This window comes from Vibrio sp. 2304 (assembly GCF_033339475.1).
GTDB lineage: Bacteria > Pseudomonadota > Gammaproteobacteria > Enterobacterales > Vibrionaceae > Vibrio > Vibrio alginolyticus.
Genome location: NZ_JAWOUQ010000006.1, coordinates 20523 through 46753 on the forward strand (window position 1 = coordinate 20523; position 26231 = coordinate 46753).

A 26231-nucleotide genomic window follows, 5' to 3' on the forward strand; every position below is an offset into this window, starting at 1 on the left:
CAGTTACCAAAAAGGGAATAAATAAAACTATATTTTTCTCTTCGAATTGTGAGATGGAATTGCACTTCAATCTAAGTGTCTTAATCGTGAACCATCTTCTGTATATCCCTCAACTTCCCACACAATATCTCAGCCCATGCTTCAACATATTCGTCAGCCGTGATATCACGCTCTACATCATTTTCCTTCTTGGTCTTTTTAGGATGACGGCAAAACTTGCTCACAGCAGTATTCTTTTTGATCCAATCATGATTCCAGCCTCGGGCTTGGTCGGAGTAATCTTGAAGAATTGATTTTAAAACCTGTTCAGGATTTGAGTCTGTCAAAAATGAAACCACCAATGTACTGACATTTGTCGGGCGATTTAAGCTATCCACATCAACCTCAATGACCACAGCCCCAACATCCAAATAGCTGATATTAGCCATGTGGTAACGAAGAAAATTACCATCTACCGTATTGAGTACCATTCGACTTCCGGTTTTTGGTGGCGGGAAAGATCCACATCTAACTCCATGTACCGTGAAATCTTTCTTTGTTTTAATAACCTCAATAGTTCTTTCAAATAGTCGGAATTTTTCCGTTGGCTCAGCATCGATGAGATCATTAGAATCCTCATCACCTTCATTCCGGTTTAATCCATAATCAAACTCTTGATTGTTTCCATCTTTGACAGCATGACCCACACTTGCCCCTTCAGATTTTTTTTCATTCGAAGGTAGATTTTTTGATTTACCAGGTCGTTCTTGCTCATCCTCAATTTCTAAACCGATGTTGCCAGCATTAATAAAATTAAAACTAAAAGCCTGATCGTCTTTCCTATGTAATCGCTTGCCTAGCTTTGGCAAATCCCCCATATCTAATTCAGGATTAGGATCGCTTGGTGGCAATTTCTGAACCTTACGTTCTTTATGAGGGACTGGCACTAAGTGCTTCAACTTTGGGTGCTTAATCTTCAATCCGACAGGAGTAACAAATGAATTGTCATTGATGGTAACAATCTCTGATACCCAGAAATTTTTTAGATCTTCAGAGTAAGAACCCGATAATTCAAACTCCCATCCCACAAGTGGTGGAGGAACAAAACCAAAATCGTACACATCATAAGAGTCGATTTCATTTACAGATTTAAATATGGAGAAAAAACTATTCGCAGCAGATAGATCTGTTAGTAACCATGCTAAATGTGATTTCGATTTTCTAGATCTGATATTCGAAACTGGGTAGTTGCTTGAATCCGGAAAAATGATTTTTGGGTCACTTGGATCTTGATTGTAATGCGCTATGTCCTTAACCCCACCGGAGCTAAATGCAGCTCTTATCAGGTACTGGTTATGGAAGAATAAAACTCGGGCCAACTCAAAATTAGTCACTGATATGGTAACGTCATGATTGGTTGTATAACGTCGATATACAGTGTTATCAACGGTTCGCCTTACTTGGCGTGGTAATTCACCAGTAATGGTTATAGACAGCTTCTCAAGCGATTTATCTGCCTGCCGTTCTTTATCTCTGTACGAACTTTGGCTGACCATCATACTGGCTAATTCAATTGGAACGGATTCCCAATCATCATGGCCATCCCAATCCAAGACTAAATGGGGACGTACCTTTTGCCTAAAATTACGATGAAGCGCTATTCCTACGATTTGAATTAACTTTGTATCCTCCGGTAATCCGCGCTTGGCGCGTGATTCTGAGGATGTCCACTCGGAGAATTTCTTTTGCAGGTTCCCGAATGCGTTCTTTACTGAGTCCAGCGCTACGTTCAAGTTCATATATTTGAGGAATTGCCTGTCCGTGATTAAGCTTATCGACAACGATAGCGAGTAATCGCCTTAATTGATACTCGTCTACCGATTCTTGATAACGATTTAAGAAACAATTACATAAAGGTAGTTTTCTTAGCTTATCAGGGATCAAATTCGTCGCATTAATCTGTTTTGCATACCATGGGCGAGACTTCCTAGGCAAATTCAAATCTAAGTAGGTATTCTTTTCTATACGTATAAGATTCTTGACCAATTCTCGATCTCTCTTGTCCCAATCTACACGACGATCCATGCGTCTTTTTTTCACATGAGCCAATGAATGCTGAATATGCCAATCACGATCAAACCGATATAACCATGAATAAACTCTCGCTCCCTCTCTAGTCGACCGAATATCATTGAGTGAGTTAAACGTCTTGAGAAATTTTAACCAAATCGAACGATACTCCCTTTTTCGTGCGTCGTATTCAGATGTGAAATAGCGTTTTTTCGGGCTCTTCTTATCTGGCAAATTATCAACTTTTAAACACTCATCCTCTATCAACATAGTCTGATCCAATAATGCAATCATGACAGCTAAATGATGCAGATACGAAAAAGATCTCTGGTGCTTGCGAAACATTGCAAGTAACCAGTTATTTTCAACTTCTAGATTTAATCCATTTTTGTTTAACCAGTTATCTCCCCAAGTGTTTCGAACCTTAGACTGAATCAATGAATGATCGATACGACCTCCAACTATTAAATTCAGCATTCGAGCTAGATTTTGATAATAGAGACTCCACTGGTTAGCCGAATGACAGGATGTTCTAATACATAGCAAACGATAAATCTGTTTGGAGAGAGCTGTTTGGTTGATATCTGACTCGACTATTACCGCGCCAATCGAGAGAAATTTTGATTTTTCGTAGTAAGGCACCACAAAAGCATGGCGTTGTGATGAATGAATACTGATGTCGCTCTCAGCTAAGAGGCACGAGTGAATGGGGCAGCAGGACATGCCTGGTAATTGAAAATGACGTCGCCAATAAGTTTCGCCGAGAGTGTCTAAATCATGTTTAAGACAAACAGGACAATATCGAAAGCACTGCGGCCAGATAAGCTTAGATGCGTTGATCCCTATACTTGTCAGGCTTTGGTTTTTATTTCCGACGATCAACTCTTGTTTTTGCGCATCGTACCTAGCTGCATCCATAAAAGGCTTAAATATACCAAGTAAAGAATGCTCATCAATTACTTGCTCAGGGGATATGTTCCAAATATGACCAACATTTGATAGTAAAAGCTGGATATGCCCCTGAAATATCGTAGATGGAACAATATTCCTAGAACCAAACAATAGCTCTAGTGCCTGCTTATCCGCATTAATCCCCAAGCGCTGAACAAATCGAGCCAAGACACTCGACAACAGTTCGTCCTCATAGGGAACTGGAAACTGCACGATCATAACGAATCTCATAAATTTGAGGTCGGTTATATTGAATTATGGCTGTTATCTATTTGCTCTTAGATTGCTTAAGGGACTCAATCAGCGACTTTTTATCGTCACTACTTAAATTAGCAATCAGCACAGCCAGTTCTGCACTTTGGTCATCTTCACAGAAAAAGTAGTTCAGCGGCACACCTAGCTCTTTTGCTAGCTTCCGCAAGGTTTCTACATCTGGTACATGTCTACCCTTTTCATAATGGTTCATTCGACCACTCGCAGAGCTTTCATCCATACCGACTCTTACACCAAGTTCTTTCTGTGAAATATCCACTTTTTTTCGCGCCTGCTTAAGGCGTTCTGGGATTGGATTGTTATACAACGTTTCTTCATCTTAAAAATCTCACATGCTTAGATTGTCTAAGTTTCTCTTAGTTGTGTATACTTAGCAATCCTAAGTATAGATGAGATTGAGATTTCAACCAGAATGAGTAAACAAATTAAAATTAATGAGAAATTTAGATCTCTACTGGGTTTGATTAAACGCAATACGGTAAGTCGAAAAGAACTGATACAACTAGCTATAGAAACAACGGGATTTGATAAAATTCAAGCCACGCGATTTGTAGCTCGAAATATTCACGCGCTAAAAAGTAAAGGGTTGATTACCGCCCTTGGTGAAAGAAAGCTACGTTACTATGATTTTTCACTGATCCGATCCAACAGCTATAGTCCGGTAGTGCTCGACCAAGCTACAAATGATTTATTAGCTATTGAATCACAAGTAAGTGAAGAAATTCGAATATTGGAATCTGAGATCAAAACTTACAATGAGTTCTACGAAAAATACCCAGAAAGGCGGAATCAAATCGATTTTTTGTTGGAGCAAGCAAAACGAGAACAATTTAACTTAGCTGGTAGAGAAAGAGCGTTGAAGCGTCTTATTATTTCTCATCAACTGCCATTAACCAAGGCTGACAACCGAGTTTGCTAAACGCTTTTCATGACCAAAAGGTGTGGTATAAAAACGTTGCTCGATGCCATACAGCAGGAGCTTTAGTTCATCGTCGGTAGAAATTTCAAACTTACTATTAGCCTCATCAAATGTTAATTTTTGATCGCAGTATTCATCAATGTAACCTAGCATATTAGCTTTATCATCATCAGTCATTGCATCAAGGGATGCCATGGCTAATGCTATACGCTTACGGTTAGGTTTTGACACTTTGTCCAGCCCATAGTCCCCTGCTAACTCGATATATGGCTCATCAAGAAACTCTTCAACCTCATCGTTAGTCGCTTCTTTGTAAAGTACATCTATTCCTTTAAAAATACTGGTTATGGTCGCTAAATTTTTAAATATCAGCGTATCTGCATTTTTATAATAGATAGCATCGGGTAACGTATTTATGACTAAACGATTTTGACTTTCTTCGACTTCAGCCGTTTCACCGAAGCCAATCATTTTCCGCTTGAGAAACACTGATGGTGTGACTTTTTGAAAATAGATATCCGTATTTTGAACGGAAAATAGATAAGCAATTTTTGAAAATTGAGCTTTGGTTAAGTCGTCATAATCTTTCGAATCGAAATCGCCTTTTAAAAAATCGAGACAATAGTTCTTAACTCTAAACTGCTCAATCTTAAACCAAGAGTCTTCATCCAAATTATGGTCCGGATCATAGTCAATACAGTGGGCAATATCGACAACAACAGCATCATAAAGCGTATGGTCAGAAATCAGTTTGAAATAGGGCTTTTTCCTTAATCCTTTAACTTTAGCCAACACATGATCCATATTTATTCTCGCTCCATAAATGTGTAGTTGTTAATACGGTATGCTTTGCTGATATCTATTTCATCTGGCTTTTTGTATTTACATCGACTGATCAGAAAAATCGCAGTGCCATTCGCCGTTTTGATGTCGTAAAACTCAAAGCCAAACAGCAAGAATAACGGATTAAAATAAAGCGCTTGCGATAAAAAAGTAAAGACAAACAGCACCCCATAAACAAACCATAGGGTTTCCCAGTTACTAATACTGAGCGCGACAAAGAAGTAGCCTAAATAACTTGGCAAGAAACTGTTATTTGCATGCTCAATGCTCTCAACAGTCCCTTTTTTGAACTCATCCCGACCAAGCCACTTACTGAACCAAATACTTAATCCGGTCAGTAATACCGGCACACTAAGATAAATAAGATAAGAATAAATGTTCGGCCATGCTGTTACATAGGTACAGTCAGGCAACAGCTTAACTAGTGTTAAACCTTTCTGTACCAGATAAATCAACAACAACAGAGATGTTGCATTGAACGTGAGCAATAGCCGAAACAATAAATTCATTATTTCACCGTTATCTGACCGTTCATTAGCATGGGAAGGAGCCAATCGCGGAGCTGAATTAACTGCTCATTTTCTGTCTCTCTTGCCGCTAATTCTGGTACAAGTGGAGTGACGAACTCTTCAAACCTTTTAACAATTGAGTCCGACGGGATAATGACGTCTATATCTTCCAAAAAGCTTTTGCTTAATTCTACTTGTCCTGTGGAGCCATTAGCTGCTGACTCAATTACTGGCTGATGCCTCATTAATTTCCAAGCCAGATACTGTGGTGGCAATAGTTCAGGATTCGCTCTTACAATAGATACGTGGGAATCAACTGTTGTTTTCTTTTCTGGCAAACGTTTTACGTATGCAACCCGACCAAGTGTGCCGACGCCAGTTGAGTTTACTACTACATCAAACGGTTTTAGCAACCGCTCGTCTTTATCATCAAGTTCTATTTTGTGTCTTCTCGCGTCTTCAAAAGATATCTTTTGATCACGTACACACTTCTGATTTAAAACGGAAATACCGCCTTCATCTGTATATTTAGGCGAAATGCCTCGTCGAATAAGGGAAGTAACATCTGCTAGCTTTTTAACTTTCCACCCCTCCGGTATTTCGCGTTTTAGGGTTGGGTTGTAGACCATTTTACCGCCAGAGGATTTGTAGGGGCTGCCGTTGCCGTCGGGGAAGTCGAACTGCACAAACCAGTAGTCGTACAAAGTTTTGGCCATGGCTTCCAGCTCGACGTTGATACGGTTGTTTAGTTCGATTTTTTGGTCTAAATGGCTTAATAATCTACCAATCTGTATCTGCTCATTTTTTTCAGGCAACTCAAATTCAAGAGCTTTTATCACACTTAAAGGGGGAAAGTTAGGAATAGTAGAATCACCCTTTTTTCCAACAATCATGTTGACGATAAGCGCCTTAAACAAATAGTAAAAATAGTTGTCATCAACTTTGTCTGAATCTAATCTAATCCTCAGAAGGGCTTGATTAATAACTCCTTTCTCTATGTTCTCACTAAGCTGATGGATAGCACCGTAATTAACGCCAGAGCATGAAACTAAAAAATCTTTTGGCTTTACTTCAAACCTATACATTTTCTTTTTGAAGTAATCATTTGAGATGTAATACCTGCCAATTCTTTCATCATTGTTGAGCACAACACCTTGTTCATATACTTTGTATGTATCACTCGACTTCTCGACAAAAATATCCTTTTTTAGATCGCCCCCAAAAGGCCCGCGAAGAAAGCCATCTTTCTTTTTTACAATATCTTGGAATCGAACTTTACTCATACTTCAACCCCGCCAACTGCTTTTTAATCTCCGTTTCCAATTCGCGAGACTGGTTAAACAGACTATCTAAACTGCTGGTAAAACCCTGCATCTTCTCAGCAAACTGTTCTGGGGTTATATCCACATATTCAATTTTCACATCGAAGTACTGACCTGCACTTAACGAATAGTTTTTGGCTTCGATGTCGTCATAACTCACTGCGACGGAAAAATCTTCTACTGCTTTCTTAGCGTTAAACGCTTTAATAATCTGTTGTTCTTCATCTGGTGTTAATACGGTTTTTTGGTTTTTGCCATCTTTAACTTTTTCGCCCAAGTTAGAGGCATCTACCAGAACCACATCGCCATCGTTGCTGGCGTCGATAAACAAAATGGATACGTTAGTACCTGTAGTGGCGAAGATATTGGACGGCATGGAGACCACACCTGCCAGCATTTTGTTTTTCACTAAATGCTGGCGGATTTTTTTATCAATACCTGATTGCGCAGTGATAAAGCCCGTTGGCACAACCACGGCTGCTTTGCCGTTTGGCTTAAGTGAAGCGATGATATGCTGTAAGAATAGCGAGTAAATTGCCATTTTATCTTTGGCTTTAGCTGGCGATTTTGGAATACCAGCAAAAAAACGTTCTTTGTTTTCTTTGTTATCCAGCTCATCACGAAAATCACTAAAATCAAGTTTAAACGGTGGATTAGAAACTATGTAGTCGAAGCTTTTTAACTCTTTACCGTCCTTATGATAAGGATGAAGTACTGTATTCCCCTGAATTACATTCGGGATGGAGTGCACCAAATTATTTAAGATCAGGTTTAAACGCAGCAAGTTAGATGACTTTTGCGAAATATCCTGGGTGTAGATGCTACAGCGGTTTTCACCAATGGCGTGGGCGACGTTCATTAATAAGGTGCCGGAACCTGCGGATGGATCGTAACAACTGACATTGCGTACAGTACCACGTTGTGCTTTGGGTACTAAGATTTCGGCCATAATGCGAGCAACAGCATGAGGAGTGAAATATTCCGCATATTTACCGCCTGAGTTGCTGTTATAGTCTTTGATTAAGTATTCAAAGATAGTCGCATAGAAATCAAATTTTTGGGTAAAGATACGCTCAAAGCTAAACTCAACCAGTTTATTAATAATTGCACGACAGAAATCATCTCTTTGAGACTCATCAGCGATATATTCACTAATACGGTCAAACAAAACAACCTTTGCACCACCATTCGTTTTTACCGCAAATACTTCGTTATTTGTCATAGCGATATCACGTAAGGTGTCATCAAATAACTTGGCAAAATCTGGTGCATTTTGTTGGCTAAAGAGATAGCTAATAAAGTGGTGTGGCTTTAAACGGGCAGTGTCACCTCCCATTTGAAGTTGCAGCATCTCAAGATCATCTTCGCTCATGGAACTCAGAACTTCTTCCCACTTTTCTGCCTGAGCTATGCTGTCATCAATTTTCTTTGCTTCATAGGCAAATTTATCGTTTAAAAACTTGTACAAAAACGTTTGGGTAATAATTTTGAATTCATTACCATCATTGCCCAAGCCATAGTTGGCGCAGATACTTTTTAAGCTATCAATCAAGGTTTTGGTTTTTTGCTGAAATTCTAATTCAACCATTGGATTTTAACTTCCTAATAAGTTCTACCAGCATCACCACGCTTGGCTGCCAGTATTAAATTCTTTTAAATATTCCGCGACGACGAGGTTGTTAATGTACCTTGAGGCGTCGGCATTGAGTTTTATTTTTTGCTCTTTCATAAAACGCGCGATCACCAGAGGCATCATTTGTCGTTCAAAATAACTTTCATTATCGAGCACTTGACTGTTGTTGAGCACCTGTTCGTCGGCATCTTGCTTCACACCCACCAATGCTTCAAATATTTTACGCTCTGACTCGCTAATGTCACTTTGAGTTTGCTGGCGTTCCTGTAAGCGTTTGTGGATACGAGTGTATTTGGTATCGCCTAGGTACTTTTGCCTTAGCAGGTTATTTTGGCGATTAAGCTCTTTCACACGGTCGTGAATTTTATTCAATGCATCTATATTGGCAACCATTTCGTCTTGGGTAACTTCGCTTAGGTTTTTCTTTTTAAATAAGCGCTCTAGCTCTTCTTTTAAGCTGATAAACTGCGGGTCTTGCTGGTCAAAGTTGCTGGCCAGTGCTTCGCGAGTTTGACGTAGAGTGTTTTTAAGTTTGTCGGCCAGTACCAGTTCTTCTTCGCCGATTTTTACAAACTTAAAGATCACGTCTTCTAAGGCGCGGCTTAGCAAGTTACTGGTGTCTTCGCCGCTTTCTAAATCGTTTTTAAGATTCAGTAAGTCCAAGTGGTTACTGGTTTCGCGATACAGCACATTCAGCTTGGCAAAATCCAGCTCATCGAGAAAGTCATACTCACCTTGTAAGCGGATCAAGTTATACAAGCTGCGAGCATCGGCTAAGGCTTTTTTTAGCGCAAGTACGGTATCTCGGTCTTGTATTTGGCTGATCTGATTGCAGAACTCTTCCATGTTGTCGGTATCAAAACGGAACAACACGTCTTTAATATGTTCGATTTCTTGCTTGATCTCTTCCTGAGATTTAAACAGGTGTGAGTAGTGCTCCATTTCATCGCCCAGTTCCGACTGTAACTCATCGAAGTAGGCCTTATTAGTAGCATCAAACTCCTTGCGAATATCGGCAAAATCCACCACATAGCCGTAGCGAAAATCTTTGTACGTTCGGTTTACTCGTGTAAGGGCTTGTAACAGGTTGTGCTTGCGGATCACCCGACCAAGATAAAGCTTTTTCAAGCGTTTGGCATCGAAGCCCGTAAGCAGCATGTTATAGACAAACAAAACGTCGATTTTGCCTGCCTTAAAGTCCTCTACCCAGTTTTTCCGTTCTTCTTTTGTGCCGATGTCGTGCAAAATCAAGGCTGCATTTTTTACCTTTTGAGCTTGTTTGGCGGACTCTGCATAACTGGTTGGCACAGGCTCAGCGACTTCGAGTCCCTGGCTATTTGAATTGGATGTTTGCGGTAGAGAAGGTGCATCGGCATAAACCTCATTGAAGATATCAAACATCTGTTTAGCTTGGTCTGAGCTATCGCAAATGACCATGCCACCAATCGTTGCATCGTTTAACACGCCACGGCTTTTTTCAAAATCGCTTACGATGTAAGTCAGCATGGGTTCAACAAAGCTTGGGTGGGCGTAAATCAGCTTACGATCCACATCGCCCATTTTTACTTCGGCTTCTTCAAGGGCTTTTTGCAATTCGATTTTATATTGGGTGCTGATCTCTTCACGAATTAGACGTAAGGTGTAACCGTCGGCAATAGACGCATTGTAGTAATACTTGTGAATATAATCACCAAACAAGGCGCGAGAGTTGTAGTCATCCCCCAATAGCGGAGTGCCAGTTAAACCAATTTTGATGGCATTACTGTCTGACTGACTAAGGTTGGCCAAAAAGCTACCTTTGGGGTTATAGCTACGGTGTACTTCATCTAAAAAGTACACGCGTTGTATCGCTACGTTGTAGTCTTTGGTGCTAACTACATCTGGGTCATCTTTAAATTTCTGAATGTTCACTACTGTTATTTCTGGCTTTCCAGAATGATTGTGGATGACTTGTGTCACTTTGATATCACGCGTAAAGGCATCTCGTGAATTTATGGTATGAACAGTTAAACCACGGGCGGTAAATTCTCTCTGCGCTTGTTGCAGTAAGTCTAAGCGGTCAACAATAAAGTAAAATTTAGGGATGACTTGCTGCTTTTGGAAGTAGTCGGTTAAAAATCGTACGTTATAAAACGTCAGAGCGGTTTTACCACTGCCCTGAGTGTGCCATATAATGCCTTTTTTAACGCCTTCACTTAACTTTTCTTCAATGGCTTTGGTGGCAAACAACTGAGGGTAACGCATGATGTGCTTTTGTAGCCCGTCTGACTCGGAAACATAAGCCAAGGCGTAACGCAAAATAAAGGCCAAGCGCTCATAACTTAATAATGAAGTACAGATGCGATTGGTTGGGCGTTCAGGCTGCTTGTTGGTTTGAAATTCAGGATTGCTACGGATCACTTCCAGATTATTGTCTTTTAAGACTCTCAGTTCATCTTCATCTGACACCGGTTTGAGCAAGGCCGTTAGGTTGAAAATTTCTTCTTCACGAAAATAGTTAAATACCGGTTTATGGTAAGAACTGCTGGCGTAGAAGGCTCCTTGCACGGGTTCAGGGTCGCCATCATCATACTCCATGTTATTGGAAAAAATCATAAACTGAGTGATGTTAGCAAAACGCTTGAACTTAGGGTTTTGGAAGCGTTTATTGATACGGTCACGCTCAGCCAAAATACCTTCGCGGTTATTGGGCTTTTTTACCTCAATAAACACCAGAGGCATACCATTAATTAGAAGCGTTATATCTGGGCGGAATTCTTCATCACCATTCTGGCACGTTAGTTCAGTTACAACATGGAAGGTGTTGTTATTAAAGTTTTCGAAGTCGATAAGTTTGGTATTAGAACGCTCCGACAAACGCTCAAAGAACGCTTTACCTAGATCTTCGTTATCAAGTAGTAGTTTTACATCATCTAATAACCGACCAGCCTCAGCATCTTCAATACCGGGGTTTATTTTATTAATCGCAGTTTTGAATAAATCAGGGAAGATATTGGTATCAAGATCCCAACTAGTGTCTTTAAGTGACAGATATTTATAGCCAAGTCGCATCAAATGCAAAATTGCGGGTATTTTCACCCGCGAGTCTTCATTAAATTTCATATTCCATTCTTTTTATTTTTACTAGCCAATGTACTGATGTCAGTAATGTTTCTTCACTAACTCATATATTGTATTAAATCTATTACCACACCGCTGTTCATTAAGTTCTGGTAAGTGGACTCAGGCTCATCCTCTCTCATCATTCTTAAGTCACTAGGGATATAAACCGGAGTGTAACCTGACTCTTTTTTCTGCTTTTTCTTTTTAACCTGAGGCGTTGGATCTTTCAGTTCTTTAACTTTTGCAACCAGACCAAAGAGATCATCGTTTGGAAACTGATCTATAGCTTGTTTGGCTAAAATAGGAGCCAAATCACTACCGATATTAAACTGCTGAAGCAACGCTACTAATTGGGATTGCTTATCAGAACATAATAAAGATTCTTCTTGTTCAATAGCATCTTCGATGACTTCATCAGATCCTTCAACAAGAACCAATACCTCTTTGAGTGGCAAATCAAGATCTGCGTATTTCAGAATCTCTTCTTCTCGCCCACCTCGCAAAGCATTAATCATAGGATGAACAATCGATAGCTCTTCGTTATACACTTTCTCGACAAGCTTTCTATCGATCAATTCTTTTCCGACGATAACTGCTCGCACTTGACAAAGATAAAACAGAACCACCGCAATATGCGCAATTCCTTGAGTATACTCCCAAAATAAGTCACGCATACCATCGGTTAACGGAACTGGTGATTGAAACCACTGAAGTTTCCATAAACGAGCAAAGAATTTTTCCCACTCATCGTCTTTTTGAGGTTGAGAAGAGCGGTTAAAACGCCCCCAATTCAAACTACCAAATTGGGCCGCACGCCTTGCACTCCGCATCGTTGGACTGAAGATCTCGTTCGCTTTCGGCGTACCGACAAAAAGAACGGGTATTTTGATAACGTTAGTTAACGCCACAAAAAAGTTTAGAATTTGGTCTGAGCCACCGGACTTAAATTTATCAAGATGCTGAATTTCATCAATAACCAAAATGCCTATCGAATGTAATGCAGCGACTCTGGCGATATCACCGAGTAAAGATTCTGCCGATGACTTAGGTTTCACGTAGGTTTCTTGATAATCAGTATTTAATGCGTCATCAACAGCTCTAAAGAAATTAATACATAAACTCTTAACCGAACCATCATGTGGGCATTCCAATTTTAACCATACGAGCTGCACATGCTGATAATCAGGGTGCAATATAGCTTGTTCATAACTATCTAGAATCGCTTCAACCGCTGTAGATTTACCTGCGCCCGAACATCCAATAACCGAGCTAACTAAAGCTTCGTTACCAGCATTTCTTCGCGATTTAACACTCTTGACTCTATCGACAGCATTTAATGATTCGACATAGCTTTTATCTGCAATATTTCGGCTCAAATAACCACTACGAATCATCCCAGATATCATTTGTTCAAGCTGAGAATGAGCTTTTGTCGGATACAAAAACTTATCTAATATTCTCATCATCGCATGACGTTTAATATGACCCGGTAAAGCCCTTTCTTCATTGGTGATCTTTGGGTATCGATACAATAACTTAGCAGTTTGTTCCGGAGAGTTAATTGGTGGCAATGCATTGATTAATGGATGGCCCTCATACTCTTGAATTTCAGCGTCAATGTAACATGCAGTACGAATTCTATTCATCATCATCCTCCAAGAATGAATCTAAATCTGGAAAATCAAAAGATTCATCCGAATCTGATGAGCGAATTGGAACAACTGGAGCAAGTTCTGGTTTTGTCGATTTATCAGCCAGCTCATCTCTATCTTTTTGTCGTTCTAATTCTTTTTCTGCATTGCGGTTCTCCCGAATGCTACGAAGCTTTTCAGTATTAGTCTTAGAAGATGGAGATTGTGCTTTTTTATCTCGCTCTTGTTTGACTATCTGCATGATCTCCTGCTGTAAATCTGGAGCTTGAAAATCTTCTTGTTGTTGATTAGTTGCTTCCGTTTTCTTAGCCTGAGACAGCAAAAGCTTAGCTTCAGCAAACGTCATATCACGGTATCTTCGGCTTTTATCCGACAATAGACAGACCCAATAAGAATCGAATCGAGCATCAGGTCTTAAGTAAATTACGTTGGTATTCCTAGGATCATAGGAAATATCAACTGATTCGGGTCTAGTCACTGATTTCGATCTATGAAACCACCCCATCTGCATAGCTTCACTACAGGTATAGGACATACCATTAAACTTGATTCCAGTAACAGAAACCGTTGCTTTACCTTGAGGAAGCATATTGATAAAAGCGAGTTCTTCATCCACAACTCTTAACTTACCAGTACGATTTTTCACACCCCAATTCCAAAGATCAATTGGCTTAGATGCAAGGTCTGTTGGCATATCAGAAGCAAAATCATATTCCGTAACAACGTGAGTGGTATTGTGATTAATTACATGATGAATAACGATTTTAGTAAATGCTGTAAGCGACAATTCAGCATCTAACTCATATCTATGTCCGGTACGCTTTTTTCCATTAAGAGGTTCGACAACACCTTGAGCATAAGGCTTTATATGAGCATGCATTTCCTTAAATGCTCGTTCAACAACACCTTTATCACTCCCTCGATATGCTCGGGTATTGGTTAGTGATATACCTAAACGGTTAACAAGAACGTCGGCTTGTCTACCTAACATTTCACCTCTATCAGCCGTAATCGTGGCTGGAATACCGACACTTGGCCACATTGATGAATCAATCTCGATCCCGAATTGTTGGCAATACTTCACTTTATCTGAAAAGGCATTCGCTAAAGCAATCGTAGCTGTCGCCCAGGATGGATTTTCTAGACCCACATATAGGCCGACTACCATGCGACTGAATACGTCTTTAACGTAATAAATAACGGGGCGCCCAACGATACGATGTCTATCTAATCCAGACACTAAATACAGATCTACAATTGTTGCATCAATTTCATATCTAGCACCGGGCCCAAAATTCAAATAAGCAGAAGTACTCGTTAACGGGCTTGTATCCTTATTGAATTGGATTTGTGGGGTTCGAGCTTTGAGAACATAGGTAGTCTGATAGTTGGTTTTGTAGAAATATTTAAATTGAGAGAGTGTTGGTATGCTCGTTTTATCCGCTTTAGGATAACTAGATTTGTAGAAACCTACAGCTCTGTCTTTAGCATCCTTGAGATTCACTTTTTCATTTTTCAAGTAAAAGCCATCTATTGCCAAACGAAATAGGTCTGCCACTTCGTCGGTAATAATAATGCCTTCACCATCAGAATTTTTGCGCTTTCGGCCAAGCTTGTTCTTAATATTACGCCTTGGAGTGCCTGCGCCCCCGCACTTCTCGTAATCAGGAGCTAAAGCATCGGGGGCCATTCCACGTTTCCAATAACGCCTGAGCTGACGAAGAATATAGATTCTTGGTTTATCAGTCTTCTCTACTTGTTCTCGAATTAACTGGTTTCGAGTCGCCTTATCAAAAAGTAAAGTGTAGTTATCAAGGAGATGTGAAATTGAACGATAAGCTTCATCTCTTTTTTCTGCCGAAATACTTCCTATTTCAACCGACGGTAATACAAATGGCTCACTAATTAGTGAAAATTGGCCAGGATTCAATAAGTCATCAATATCAAACTGAATCGGCCATGCGCTTTCATCATCAATATCGATCAACATACAAAAGTTCAGGTGCTCCCATACAACTCGATAGCGATGCTGAGTTAAATTATCTAAATACACTTGATTAAGATACATTGCCTCTCCTTAACTCTAAGGAGTGCTCGGTAATAGCCAACTCACTTGTTGTCCAGTGGTAAAATGATTGCGCCAATGGCGCTGAGACTATCTTTCTCGCAATTGCTAATCTAAATGCTTCTATATGAAAACCAGGTTTAACTTGGTAGCTATCATCAAGTTGAGCACATAAGCCACCGACTTTTACGTTTTGATGAGTTAACAGGCGTTCGACTATACTCAATAGTTCTTGGTTTGAGCGTTCACCGGAATCATTAACCAATGCAGGATGAATCCACTGGAGATTCTCTTTTAATCCAGGTTCAACTTGGCGCTCAGTGAATATACGCCAGTTAGCTCCATTATTGTCCCAGTACGCTTTTTCAATTTGAAGCTTATCGATAACTCGGGGATCTGCTAACTCATCAACATACTTAACGGTCAATGCCAATTGTTTCTGCTTTTTAAAATCAAACAGAAAATCAGTAGTTACAACTTTGAGTTTGCCTGAAATCTGAGGATGTTTAATTCCTAACTGACGACAAATATCCAAAGTATCTTCTATGGGAATGGGAAACTGCTCTCGAATATCGATGGTATTAGAGGAATAGTCAAATGAGAGGAAAGCTGCTAATTCAAGTCGAGATAGGAGGTGATGTACTCGACCAACCGTAGCGCTGTTGCTTCGACAACTTTCTCCCAAACTGCTTAACTCATGAATGTAGATAAAAGGCGCATAATCTTTCCCTATACCTTTTCCACGTGTTTTGAGCTTTTTGAGATCGGCTGGATGAACTGGTTTATTTAAGTCTGGCATAAAAAAACACCTCCTGATGTATTCAGCATACACCAAGAGGCTATTTTTCGATCAAACATTATTACTTTTGATCAAACTTTATTAACTTCGATCAAACTTTATTATCCAAATACACTTGGATTTTTGCTGTTAAGCGTAATTACTCAACCGTTACCGCTTTCGCCAGGTTACGTGGTTGGTCTACGTCCGTACCTTTGATCAGTGCTACGTAGTAAGACAGTAACTGCATTGGGATGGTGTAGTAGATCGCCGCCGTGATTTCACTAACGTGAGGCATCGTTATGATCTTCATTGTTTCATCGCCTTCGAAGCCTGCGTCTGCATCTGCGAATACGTATAGAAGGCCGCCACGCGCACGCACTTCTTCAACGTTTGATTTTAGCTTTTCAAGTAGGTCGTTGCTTGGTGCAACCACAACAACTGGCATGTCAGCATCAATTAGAGCCAGAGGACCGTGTTTCAGTTCACCCGCCGCGTACGCTTCTGCGTGGATGTACGAGATCTCTTTCAGTTTTAGAGACGCTTCCATCGCGATTGGGTAGAACTCGCCACGGCCTAGGAACAATGTGTGGTGCTTGTCTGCAAAATCCGTTGCTAGTGCTTCAATTTCTTTCTCGAAAGAAAGTGCCGCGTTGATTTGCTTAGGAAGTGCGTGTAGCGCTTCAACAATCTCTTTTTCTTTCTCTTTGCTGATGCGACCTTGCTCTTTACCCAGTGCCGTTACCAACATAAGTAGTGCAGAAAGTTGAGTCGTGAACGCTTTGGTTGAAGCCACACCGATTTCAACACCAGCGCGAGTCATGAATGCAAAATCTGATTCACGAACCAAAGAGGAACCCGCTACGTTACAGATGGTCATCGCCGCCATGTAACCTTTCTCTTTTGCTAGGCGAAGTGCTGCTAGGGTATCAGCGGTTTCACCAGACTGAGACAACGTGATCAATAGGCTGTTTGGACGAGTCACAAACTTGCGGTAACGGAATTCAGACGCAATTTCTACATCACAGCTAACGCCTGCAATGTCTTCAAACCAGTAACGTGCGGTCATACCTGCGTTGTAAGACGTACCACACGCCACGATTTGTACGTGTTCTACTTTGCTTAGAATGTCTGCCGCGTGCACACCGATCGCGTCTGTCACAACAGAGTCTGCCGTGATACGACCTTCCATTGTGTTGATCAACGCTTTAGGTTGCTCATAGATTTCTTTTTGCATGAAGTGACGGTATTGGCCTTTATCACCTGCATCATGCTCTGCGTTAGATTCAACAATTTCACGCTCAACTGGCTCACCCGTTGCATCAAACACAGTGACTTCACGGCGAGTAATTTCTGCTACGTCCCCTTCTTCTAGGTACATGAAACGGCGCGTAACGTTAAGTAATGCAAGTTGGTCAGACGCTAGGAAGTTTTCACCTACACCAAAACCGATCACGATCGGGCTGCCTGAACGCGCTACTACGATGCGTGAAGGATCTTTGCGATCCAACGCTACCGTGCCGTATGCGCCTTCAAGTTGTTTTGCTGTTTTTTGTACCGCTTCTAATAGCGTTTCTGAAGTACGAAGTTCCCACTCAACCATGTGTGCGATAACTTCTGTATCCGTTTGCGATTCAAACACGTAGCCACGAGATTGAAGCAGCTCACGCAGCTCTTCATGGTTTTCGATGATGCCGTTATGGACCACTGCGATATCACCAGACATGTGTGGGTGAGCATTGATTTCAGAAGGTTCACCGTGCGTCGCCCAACGAGTGTGCGCAATACCAGTTCCGCCGATCACTTTTGCTTCTTCTACTGCATCAGCCAATTCTTGTACTTTACCCAAGCGACGAACGCGCGTTAGGTTTGATTCGCCATCAACAACCGCAACGCCAGCAGAGTCGTAACCGCGGTACTCTAAGCGGCGTAGACCTTCAACCAAAATTTCTGCAACATCTCGTTGTGCTACTGCACCTACGATTCCACACATGTGTTTATCTCCGTTTGTAGTTTTGTTCTTCCCTAGCCATGATTTCAAATAGAGGCAGCAAGCAAAGGCCTTTATCCAGAGGGAAGTAAAATATGAAACTGATTACATTATTAGGCGCAAATGACTTTCACGCCATGTTGTTCAATCTGTACTTTATGCTCTGCTTGGATATCTGCATCGGTCACCAACACATCAACTTGATGCCAAGCGAGCTCTAAGTTTGGGATCTTACGGCCGATTTTTTCGGACTCGATCATTACGATCACTTCACGTGACGCTTCTGCCATTACCTTACTTAAGCCAACCAACTCATTAAATGTCGTGGTTCCACGCTCGAGATCGATGCCATCCGCACCGATGAATAGTTGGTCAAAGTCGTAAGCTCGTAATACAGATTCGGCCACTTTGCCTTGAAAGGACTCTGAGTGCGTATCCCAAGTACCGCCAGTCATCAGCAGTGTCGGTTCGCTCTCTAATTCATTTAGGGCGTTAGCAACATGCAACGAGTTGGTCATGACCACTAAGCCACGTTTGTCATTCAACTGTTGAATCAGCGCGGCAGTCGTGCTGCCACTGTCGATCACGATGCGATTATGATCGCGAATCAATGATGCTGCTGCTTTTGCTAAGCTTAACTTTCGAGTCGAAACATTAGCGCCCAATTCTTCGTGAATGACTTCCTTTGGGATAGCAATCGCACCGCCATAGCGGCGTAGAAGTTGGCCGTTTTTCTCTAAAGAAGCTAAATCCTTTCTAATCGTGACCTCTGAGGTTTCGAATTTCTGAGCAAGTTCATCAACGCTGACTTCTCCTAGTTCAGAAACCAAGTTAGAAATGGCGTGTCTTCTTAATTGAGTGTTTCGTTTCGACATTTAAGTTTTTATTTTAAGTTTCGATGTGAAACTTATTATAGTCAAACCGAAACTTTCAAGTCCATTTATTTCGATCCAAAAAATTAATATTTCTCGATAAAACCTTGTCCTAAGACAATTCTTAAACAGTGATATTGGATTCATTCAGTGGTAGAATTCGCCACCGAAAAGAAAAAAAATTACAGAATTGAAGGCTATTTTTTTGCAACTTTCTGCATATAAAGTGGGATTAGTCACAAAAAGGTAACCAAAATCGCCGATCTTTTAGTCATAAAATGACTAAACTTGGTGAAAGACTTTCAGAATCTGAAGTTCTAATAATGAGACGAAAAATCGGTGGGTGACAGGTACTAAATGTCATCAAAAACGTCCTGACTTCAGAGTAAATAACCGACTTTCAAATTGTAACTATACTTACCGGAGAGTATCTTCCATGAAAAAGACCAAAATCGTATGTACGATTGGCCCTAAAACAGAATCTGTAGAGAAGCTAACTGAACTAGTTAACGCAGGCATGAACGTAATGCGCCTTAACTTCTCTCACGGTGACTACGAAGAACACGGCACTCGTATCGCGAACTTCCGTAAAGTAATGGAAGCTACTGGCAAACCACTAGCAATTCTTCTAGATACTAAAGGTCCAGAAATCCGCACTATCAAGCTAGAAGGCGGTAACGATGTTGATCTAGTAGCAGGTCAAGAATTCACTTTCACAACTGACACTTCAGTTGTAGGTAACAAAGATAAAGTTGCAGTAACTTACGCTGGTTTCGCAGCAGACCTAAACGTAGGTAACACTATCCTAGTAGACGACGGTCTAATCGAGATGGAAGTTATCTCTAAGACTGAAACTGAAGTTAAATGTAAAGTTCTTAACAACGGTGCACTGGGCGAAAACAAAGGTGTTAACCTTCCTGGCGTTTCTGTAAACCTACCTGCACTATCTGAAAAAGATAAGAACGACCTTAAATTTGGTTGTGAGCAAGGCGTTGACTTCGTAGCAGCTTCTTTCATCCGTAAAGCGTCTGACGTTCAAGAAATCCGTGAAGTACTTGCTGCAAACGGCGGCGAGAACATCCACATCATCTCTAAGATCGAAAACCAAGAAGGTGTTGATAACTTCGACGAGATCCTAGAGCTTTCTGACGGCATCATGGTTGCACGTGGTGACCTAGGTGTTGAAATCCCAGCTGAAGAAGTAATCTTCGCTCAGAAAATGATGATCGAGAAGTGTAACCGTGCACGTAAGATGGTTATCACTGCAACTCAAATGCTTGATTCTATGATCAACAACCCACGTCCTACTCGTGCGGAAGCAGGCGACGTTGCTAACGCGGTAATGGACGGTACTGACGCAGTAATGCTTTCTGGTGAAACGGCGAAAGGTAAATACCCTGTTGAAGCGGTAACTATCATGGCTCAAATCGCGAACCGTACTGACTCAGCGCTAAAAGCTGAACTAGGTTCTCGTCTAGACAGCCCACGCCTACGCATCACTGAAGCAGTATGTAAAGGTGCAGTAGACACAGCTGAGAAACTAGCTGCTCCACTTATCGTTGTTGCAACTGAAGGCGGTAAGTCTGCACGTTCAGTACGTAAGTACTTCCCAACTGCAAACATTCTAGCGCTAACAACTAACAAGAAAACTGCTGCACAGCTAGTTCTAACTAAAGGTGTTACTCCTGTAGTTGTTGATTCAATCGAAAGCACTGACGCATTCTACGTAGCGGGTAAAGAACTTGCTCTAGAATCAGGTCTAGGTAACAAAGGCGATATCGTTGTTATGGTTTCTGGCGCTCTAGTTGCTTCAGGTACTACGAACACAGCTTCTGTACACGTACTATAAGACTGAACTTTTAACACTTCAGTTTCTTGAGAAGGAGGGCTTATGCCCTCCTTTTTTATATGGCTTTCTTGCTCTCATAATAGGCTAATTGTATTATTCACCTCTATCAGAATTTCGTACTGTTTAATTTTATCGTCACGATTAAAGTTTCTTCTATGAGGTGTATGTGTCTAGTCCCACTCTTACCGACAAAGTATTAAGAATGATCCGTCAGGATATTCTCGATGGCGAACTTAAACCAGGTCAAAAACTCGTGGTTGCCGAACTCAAAGAGAAGTACAACTTAGGAGCGTCACCCATTCGAGAAGCATTGGTGCAATTATCTTGGAGCAAATACGTCAAACTCGAGCCGCAAAAAGGCTGCTGGGTTGCACCTGTATGTAAAGATGAGTTACATGACTTGTACGAAAGCCTGCAAATGGTCTCCGCATGCTTACTCAGTAAGGCAATTATGATTGGCGATGAAAAATGGGAACTGGATGTACTAACTGCTTATCACAAGTTATCCCGAGTAAAACCTGGCGAAAGCTTTTGCTGGAGGGAATGGGAAGAGCGCCAAAATCAGTTTCTTACTGCGCTGTTTGAAGGTGCTGGCTCTGTCAATATGTTTGGGTTTTTCCGCGATCTACTCACGCAAATTAAACGCTACCAATACTTCGCGATGCAGATTTTAGGCACAGGGAACCCTGGGCACTGTAATCTCGATGAGCAAGAAATACTGATGAAGGCATCGCTAGACAAAAAGAGTCAGGATGCTTTAGGTTATCTAGAGCGTTATTTGAGACAGTCAATACAGTGTATCGAAGCCGCCATCGACAACCAATGTCGCATACTGGCTAGCGAATAACGCTCAGACTGAAAAAGCGGGGGCTATCCCCGTTTATTCATTTTTGCAAAAGCGCTAAGCAATATCATCATAACTATGACACAGCGATACGCAGTTACGCCCTGCACTTTTTGACTCATACAAAGCAATATCAGCACATTTATACGTTCTTGTACGATCAGAGGTTAAATCACTATATCCAGCACTGACAGTAATGCCTCTATCACTACGCATTTGAACCGCGACACGTAGCCTGTTCAATACAATTTCAGCCTCTTCTAGTGTTGTATGCGGCATAATCACTGCAAATTCCTCACCACCGACACGAGATACAAAGTCTGTGCTGCGGACTTCTTCTAGGAGGGTTTCTGCGACACTACAAATCACCTTGTCTCCTTCGTCGTGGCCAAGCTCGTCATTAATACGTTTAAAGTGGTCAATATCAAACAACGCCAAACAAGCAGGAGGGCTATCAGGATAGCGTTCAATAATCCCCGCATATTGCGCCAATTGCTCTTCAAATTTTCGGCGGTTCCACAACCCCGTCAAGCCATCTTTTTCGCTTAGGTTTCGTAATTTTTCTTCTAACTCTTTTTGCCCAGAGATATCCACCAGCGACGTAATGTAATAACTCACTTTACCTGATTTGGTTAAATTCGCCTGAATACGCATTATTGCGGTAAAGACTTGATTAAACTTAGTTCGACAACGAATCTCCCCTTCCCATACGTGTTCACTCTTCAGTGTTTTCCAGATACTCAGGTTTGCTTCGAAATCTTCAGGTAAGAGAATTAAATGATGTGCACTCCAACCTTGGGCATGCTTGGTTGAGTAACCCATCATGTTTTCAAACTCTTGATTAACCATGATGATTCTATGCGAAGCATCCGAGATCATCACCGCAGTCATACCATCAAGAGCAGCTCGAGCCAACTTCGATTCCATACTATGACGCCGATAATGCAGAGCAAGGGCTGCCGTCGGCAAAGTGAAGCCGAGCACCAAACTTAGAACAAAAAATGCTTCTTGGATTAAGTCATCAATGTCCCTCTGAGCTCGGGATAATAACTGCTCATTGGTAAGATCAATAACCAGATGAAGAGGTTCGCTAGAAACAAACTGGATGGTGCGATACGCGACCAAATTCGAACCATTGTAAGCATAGCCCGAATCTTTTGATTTTAAACTACGCCAAATGTTTGGGTACATCCGGCCAAAATTAAATTGAGAGCGAGCGGGAATTATATGGCCATATAAACGAGCTGATTTAGGGCTATCAATGTAAAATCCGTCACTCTTAATCAGCTCAATATGGAAATCAAGCACTGACGAATAGTTGAGTCGAGAAGATAAATAGTCAATATCAACATTAAGCACAAGATACCCTTCGCGCTTTCCGTTAAGCGAAATAGGCATCAAAATACGCAGTGACGGGCTATAGGGATAGACTAACTCGCCATACTCTCGTTCTAAACCTATCCCCCACGAAGCGATTTCGCCATCGTCTAAGTTCTTAGCGAATTGAAAGTAATCTCGCTCTGACTTATTTTGCAATTTGATCGCGGGCAACGCAGCGCCTGTTTCAATCTCATAATTAATCCTCACTTTTTCTCGACCAGAAACATCAAGAAAGCGAATTTGCTTATACAACTTTTGATTGATTGCGACCGAGATCCACATGTCTTCTAAGATGGAACGGTTCACCCGGTTAGGTTGGCGCAGATATTCATACAGACTTTGGCTGTGACCAAGTAGGTCACTGATCGTTTCGATTTGATCCTGAATATTGCTGTATTCACGGCCAGTATAGGCCAATTGATGTAACGCTTCTTGAGCGGTGTTCTCAACATTGTTTTCTAACAACGTCAGATATTTCTGATAGTAGTAAGCGGCAGTGAGTGCACTAAAAAATAGTGCTGTCGCCAATAAGGTGCCGACTCGCTTAGGTACTTTCACACGTCTAATGCCTATCATGCTTACTAAAACGACAATTATATCATTAATTGTTATTTTCTAAACAAAAAAGCCACTTAGATTAAGTGGCTTTTCTATATGCAATCAGAGAGTTAAGGTTTGAGGGCTCGCTCTCCTCGCGCAATGCCAACGACACCACTACGAGCAACTTCGACAACTTCGGTCACTTCGGATATCGCTTGAATGAAGGCATCTAGCTTTTCACTCGTACCCGCAAGTTGTACGGTGTATTGGGAAGCCGTGACATCCACGATCTGGCCACGAAAGATGTCTGCCGTCCGCTTCACTTCTGCTCGCGCAAAACCACTGGCTTTCACTTTCACCATCATCAGTTCACGCTCAATGTGCTCATACTCGGTGACTTCTTGCACTTTCAGCACATCGATCAATTTGTGTAACTGCTTCTGAATTTGTTCCAACTGCATCTCATCAGATGTCGTGGTAATGTTCATTCGCGACAGGGTTTCATCATCAGTCGGTGATACCGTCAAAGATTCAATGTTGTAACCACGTTGAGAGAACAAACCAACAACACGAGACAACGCTCCCGGTTGGTTTTCCAATAGCAATGAAATAATGTGTCTCATATTAAGTTCTCTCCGTTTTGCTTAGCCACATTTTATCCATACCCTCACCTTTGATTTGCATCGGGTATACGTGTTCGGTTTCGTCTACGTTGATGTCCACAAACACCAGACGATCTTTCATATCCAACGCTTTTTGTAGCCCTTCTTCGAGCTGATCAGGCGTTTCGATACGAATACCGACGTGACCATAAGCTTCTGCAATCGCTGCAAAGTCAGGAACAGAACTCATGTAAGAATTAGAGTGACGACCTTGATAAATAATGTCTTGCCACTGTTTTACCATGCCTAAGAATCGGTTGTTCAGGTTGATGATCTTCACTGGAATGTCGTATTGCATGGCTGTCGACAATTCTTGAATATTCATCTGAATACTGCCGTCACCAGTCACAACCACGACCTCTTCTTGTGGCATGGCAAACTTCACGCCCATGCCAGCCGGAAGACCAAATCCCATGGTGCCAAGACCACCAGAGTTTATCCAACGGCGCGGCTTATTGAATGGGTAGTACAGAGCCGCAAACATCTGATGCTGGCCCACATCAGACGCCACATATGCGTCACCATTAGTTAGCTTGTGCAGCGTTTCAATTACTTGCTGTGGCTTGATTCGTTCTGGAGACGTTTCATAAGACAAGCAGTTACGGTCACGCCATACTTGAATGTCATCCCACCATGCGGTGATAGCATCTTGATCATTTCCACTACCTTGCTCTGCAAGCAGCCCGAGCATGGTTGTCAGCACTTTTTCCGCAGAACCTACGATCGGCAAATCCACTTTCACGTTTTTCGAGATCGATGACGGATCGATATCAATATGCATCACTTTTGCGTTTGGGCAGTACTTTTCAAGATTGTTGGTTGTACGGTCATCAAAACGCACACCGATACCAAAAATAAGATCCGCTTCATGCATTGCCATATTAGCTTCGTAAGTGCCGTGCATACCCAACATGCCCAGTGAGTTTTTATGTGTACCCGGGAATGCCCCCAAGCCCATCAAAGTACTCACAACGGGTAGGTTCAGTTTGTCGGAAAGCTCTAAAATATGTTCATGAGCGCCAGAAATCACCGCACCACCACCGATATAAAGCACTGGTTTTTTCGCTTCTAATAGCGATTTAAGCGCTTTTTTAATCTGGCCTTTATGGCCCGAAGTTGTCGGCTTGTAAGAACGCATTGAAAGCGTTTCTGGGTATTGGTAAGGCAGTTTGATTTGCGGATTCATTACATCTTTTGGCAAGTCAATCACAACTGGACCAGGTCGACCTGTAGTCGCGATATAAAACGCTTTTTTGATTGTTTCAGGAATATCTTCCGCTTTTTTTACTAAAAAGCTGTGTTTGACCACTGGGCGGGAGACACCGACGATGTCACACTCTTGGAAAGCATCATTACCAATTAGGCTATTCGGTACGTTACCCGAGATAACGATCATTGGGATAGAGTCCATATACGCTGTTGCAATACCCGTAATGGTATTGGTCGCGCCCGGCCCCGAGCACACAAGTACGACACCCGGTTTACCGGTAGCTCGAGCGTAACCATCTGCCATATGAGTGGCGGCTTGCTCATGCCTTACAAGTACGTGTTTGATTTGATCGGTTTTGGCATGCAGTGCATCGTAGATATCCAAAACAGAGCCACCTGGGTAGCCAAAGATCTGCTCTACGTGCTCTTCTATCAGAGATTGAACCACCATCTCTGCGCCTGACAACATTGCTGTCATAATTGCTCTCCTTAGCCAGTTTCCTCACCGTAAGGTCAACGGATTGGTCTGGTTTTACATAGTCTAGGTCTTATTCGTAGCCTAATCGAAATACTTCCACGTTTTCGGCTATGTCTTGCGTTCGTCATAACATCCCGCAAGGTTACCCAACAAATGTAACGTTTTATTATCAAAGGGTCTAATGAGAGATTGATCTACTTTTTAAACAAGATACTAGTAATTAGAATGTTAGTAGGAATAGCAGCCACACATCTCCTATTTCACAGTACAACCTAAAAACTCAACGCTCAAAAAAAGAACATTATTTCATA

At 41.6% G+C, this 26231-nt stretch carries 19 protein-coding genes; 3 read left to right on the forward strand and 16 right to left on the reverse strand.

Translation table 11 applies throughout. From position 1 onward, the window contains the following. Positions 1–80: 80 nt before the first annotated feature. Genes R7P64_RS13245 through R7P64_RS13255 form a run of 3 tightly spaced genes read right to left on the reverse strand, consistent with a single transcriptional unit; the run spans position 81 to position 3580 of the window. Positions 81–1592 (reverse strand): Tn7-like element transposition protein TnsE, encoded by a 1512-nt coding sequence (locus R7P64_RS13245; RefSeq protein WP_318123604.1) that lies wholly within the window; start codon positions 1590–1592, stop codon positions 81–83. Positions 1593–1623: 31 nt separating this feature from the next. Beyond that, complete coding sequence (locus R7P64_RS13250; RefSeq protein ID WP_318123605.1) at positions 1624–3219, reverse strand: TnsD family Tn7-like transposition protein; 1596 nt, start codon at positions 3217–3219, stop codon at positions 1624–1626. 49 nt (positions 3220–3268) lie between these two features. Beyond that, positions 3269–3580, reverse strand: a complete 312-nt coding sequence (locus R7P64_RS13255) for a helix-turn-helix transcriptional regulator (protein ID WP_318123607.1) — start codon at positions 3578–3580, stop codon at positions 3269–3271. Between the two features lie 105 nt (positions 3581–3685). Here R7P64_RS13255 and R7P64_RS13260 point away from each other — a divergent pair, with 105 nt between their 5' ends. Next, positions 3686–4192, forward strand: a complete 507-nt coding sequence (locus R7P64_RS13260; RefSeq protein ID WP_318123609.1) for a hypothetical protein — start codon at positions 3686–3688, stop codon at positions 4190–4192. Here the strand turns inward: R7P64_RS13260 and R7P64_RS13265 are convergent. From R7P64_RS13265 to R7P64_RS13310, 10 genes are all read right to left on the reverse strand, one after another. Continuing rightward, entirely contained in the window at positions 4163–4996 is an 834-nt protein-coding gene (locus R7P64_RS13265; protein WP_318123610.1) for an ATP F0F1 synthase synthase, read from the reverse strand. The genes R7P64_RS13260 and R7P64_RS13265 overlap by 30 nt on opposite strands. A 2-nt stretch (positions 4997–4998) precedes the next feature. Continuing rightward, a complete protein-coding gene (locus R7P64_RS13270; protein WP_318123611.1) occupies positions 4999–5544 on the reverse strand; it encodes a hypothetical protein in 546 nt (181 codons plus the stop codon). Then, positions 5544–6827, reverse strand: coding sequence for a restriction endonuclease subunit S (locus R7P64_RS13275; RefSeq protein ID WP_318123613.1), 1284 nt, complete (start codon positions 6825–6827; stop codon positions 5544–5546). The genes R7P64_RS13270 and R7P64_RS13275 overlap by 1 nt, the downstream gene beginning before the upstream one ends. Beyond that, positions 6820–8454: a class I SAM-dependent DNA methyltransferase gene (locus R7P64_RS13280; RefSeq protein ID WP_318123615.1), complete on the reverse strand. Its 1635-nt coding sequence runs from the start codon at positions 8452–8454 to the stop codon at positions 6820–6822. Before R7P64_RS13280 ends, R7P64_RS13275 begins: the two co-directional genes overlap by 8 nt. Before the next feature lie 33 nt (positions 8455–8487). Then, a complete protein-coding gene (locus R7P64_RS13285; RefSeq protein WP_318123617.1) occupies positions 8488–11601 on the reverse strand; it encodes a type I restriction endonuclease subunit R in 3114 nt (1037 codons plus the stop codon). Positions 11602–11657: 56 nt separating this feature from the next. After that, positions 11658–13247 carry an ATP-binding protein gene (locus R7P64_RS13290; RefSeq protein ID WP_318123619.1) on the reverse strand — a complete coding sequence of 530 codons (1590 nt, stop codon included), beginning with the start codon at positions 13245–13247 and terminating at the stop codon, positions 11658–11660. Beyond that, positions 13240–15321 carry a Mu transposase C-terminal domain-containing protein gene (locus R7P64_RS13295; RefSeq protein ID WP_318123621.1) on the reverse strand — a complete coding sequence of 694 codons (2082 nt, stop codon included), beginning with the start codon at positions 15319–15321 and terminating at the stop codon, positions 13240–13242. Before R7P64_RS13295 ends, R7P64_RS13290 begins: the two co-directional genes overlap by 8 nt. Next, positions 15311–16117, reverse strand: coding sequence for a TnsA endonuclease N-terminal domain-containing protein (locus tag R7P64_RS13300; protein WP_318123623.1), 807 nt, complete (start codon positions 16115–16117; stop codon positions 15311–15313). Before R7P64_RS13300 ends, R7P64_RS13295 begins: the two co-directional genes overlap by 11 nt. Before the next feature lie 139 nt (positions 16118–16256). Then, positions 16257–18089: a glutamine--fructose-6-phosphate transaminase (isomerizing) gene (gene glmS / locus R7P64_RS13305; protein ID WP_033906046.1), complete on the reverse strand. Its 1833-nt coding sequence runs from the start codon at positions 18087–18089 to the stop codon at positions 16257–16259. A gap of 110 nt (positions 18090–18199) precedes the next feature. Further along, positions 18200–18961, reverse strand: coding sequence for a DeoR/GlpR family DNA-binding transcription regulator (locus R7P64_RS13310; protein ID WP_005379701.1), 762 nt, complete (start codon positions 18959–18961; stop codon positions 18200–18202). A 433-nt stretch (positions 18962–19394) separates the two neighbouring features. Between R7P64_RS13310 and pykF the strand changes: the two genes are divergently transcribed. Both pykF and R7P64_RS13320 read left to right on the forward strand, forming a co-directional pair. After that, positions 19395–20807, forward strand: a complete 1413-nt coding sequence (gene pykF, locus R7P64_RS13315) for a pyruvate kinase PykF (RefSeq protein WP_005392243.1) — start codon at positions 19395–19397, stop codon at positions 20805–20807. 160 nt (positions 20808–20967) lie between these two features. Then, positions 20968–21654, forward strand: a complete 687-nt coding sequence (locus R7P64_RS13320) for a GntR family transcriptional regulator (RefSeq protein WP_080773736.1) — start codon at positions 20968–20970, stop codon at positions 21652–21654. Positions 21655–21708: 54 nt separating this feature from the next. Here the strand turns inward: R7P64_RS13320 and R7P64_RS13325 are convergent, their stop codons facing one another. The 3 genes from R7P64_RS13325 to R7P64_RS13335 form a co-directional block, all read right to left on the reverse strand. Continuing rightward, positions 21709–23589 carry a diguanylate cyclase gene (locus tag R7P64_RS13325; protein ID WP_318123625.1) on the reverse strand — a complete coding sequence of 627 codons (1881 nt, stop codon included), beginning with the start codon at positions 23587–23589 and terminating at the stop codon, positions 21709–21711. A 110-nt stretch (positions 23590–23699) separates the two neighbouring features. Then, complete coding sequence (ilvN, locus tag R7P64_RS13330; RefSeq protein WP_005379697.1) at positions 23700–24194, reverse strand: acetolactate synthase small subunit; 495 nt, start codon at positions 24192–24194, stop codon at positions 23700–23702. A 1-nt stretch (position 24195) separates the two neighbouring features. Next, positions 24196–25920 (reverse strand): acetolactate synthase 3 large subunit, encoded by a 1725-nt coding sequence (locus R7P64_RS13335; protein ID WP_005379695.1) that lies wholly within the window; start codon positions 25918–25920, stop codon positions 24196–24198. Positions 25921–26231: the final 311 nt, after the last annotated feature.

Bases quoted from the DNA above. Each gene is read 5' to 3' on its own strand.
- R7P64_RS13250 (WP_318123605.1), bottom strand. From the start codon at position 3,219: ATGATCGTGCAGTTTCCAGTTCCCTATGAGGACGAACTGTTGTCGAGT.
- R7P64_RS13265 (WP_318123610.1), bottom strand. From the start codon at position 4,996: ATGGATCATGTGTTGGCTAAAGTTAAAGGATTAAGGAAAAAGCCCTAT.
- R7P64_RS13260 (WP_318123609.1), top strand. From the start codon at position 3,686: ATGAGTAAACAAATTAAAATTAATGAGAAATTTAGATCTCTACTGGGT.
- R7P64_RS13290 (WP_318123619.1), bottom strand. From the start codon at position 13,247: ATGAATAGAATTCGTACTGCATGTTACATTGACGCTGAAATTCAAGAG.
- ilvN (WP_005379697.1), bottom strand. From the start codon at position 24,194: ATGAGACACATTATTTCATTGCTATTGGAAAACCAACCGGGAGCGTTG.
- R7P64_RS13270 (WP_318123611.1), bottom strand. From the start codon at position 5,544: ATGAATTTATTGTTTCGGCTATTGCTCACGTTCAATGCAACATCTCTG.
- glmS (WP_033906046.1), bottom strand. From the start codon at position 18,089: ATGTGTGGAATCGTAGGTGCAGTAGCACAACGAGATGTTGCAGAAATT.
- pykF (WP_005392243.1), top strand. From the start codon at position 19,395: ATGAAAAAGACCAAAATCGTATGTACGATTGGCCCTAAAACAGAATCT.
- R7P64_RS13295 (WP_318123621.1), bottom strand. From the start codon at position 15,321: ATGTATCTTAATCAAGTGTATTTAGATAATTTAACTCAGCATCGCTAT.
- R7P64_RS13280 (WP_318123615.1), bottom strand. From the start codon at position 8,454: ATGGTTGAATTAGAATTTCAGCAAAAAACCAAAACCTTGATTGATAGC.
- R7P64_RS13275 (WP_318123613.1), bottom strand. From the start codon at position 6,827: ATGAGTAAAGTTCGATTCCAAGATATTGTAAAAAAGAAAGATGGCTTT.
- R7P64_RS13335 (WP_005379695.1), bottom strand. From the start codon at position 25,920: ATGACAGCAATGTTGTCAGGCGCAGAGATGGTGGTTCAATCTCTGATA.
- R7P64_RS13285 (WP_318123617.1), bottom strand. From the start codon at position 11,601: ATGAAATTTAATGAAGACTCGCGGGTGAAAATACCCGCAATTTTGCAT.
- R7P64_RS13300 (WP_318123623.1), bottom strand. From the start codon at position 16,117: ATGCCAGACTTAAATAAACCAGTTCATCCAGCCGATCTCAAAAAGCTC.
- R7P64_RS13310 (WP_005379701.1), bottom strand. From the start codon at position 18,961: ATGTCGAAACGAAACACTCAATTAAGAAGACACGCCATTTCTAACTTG.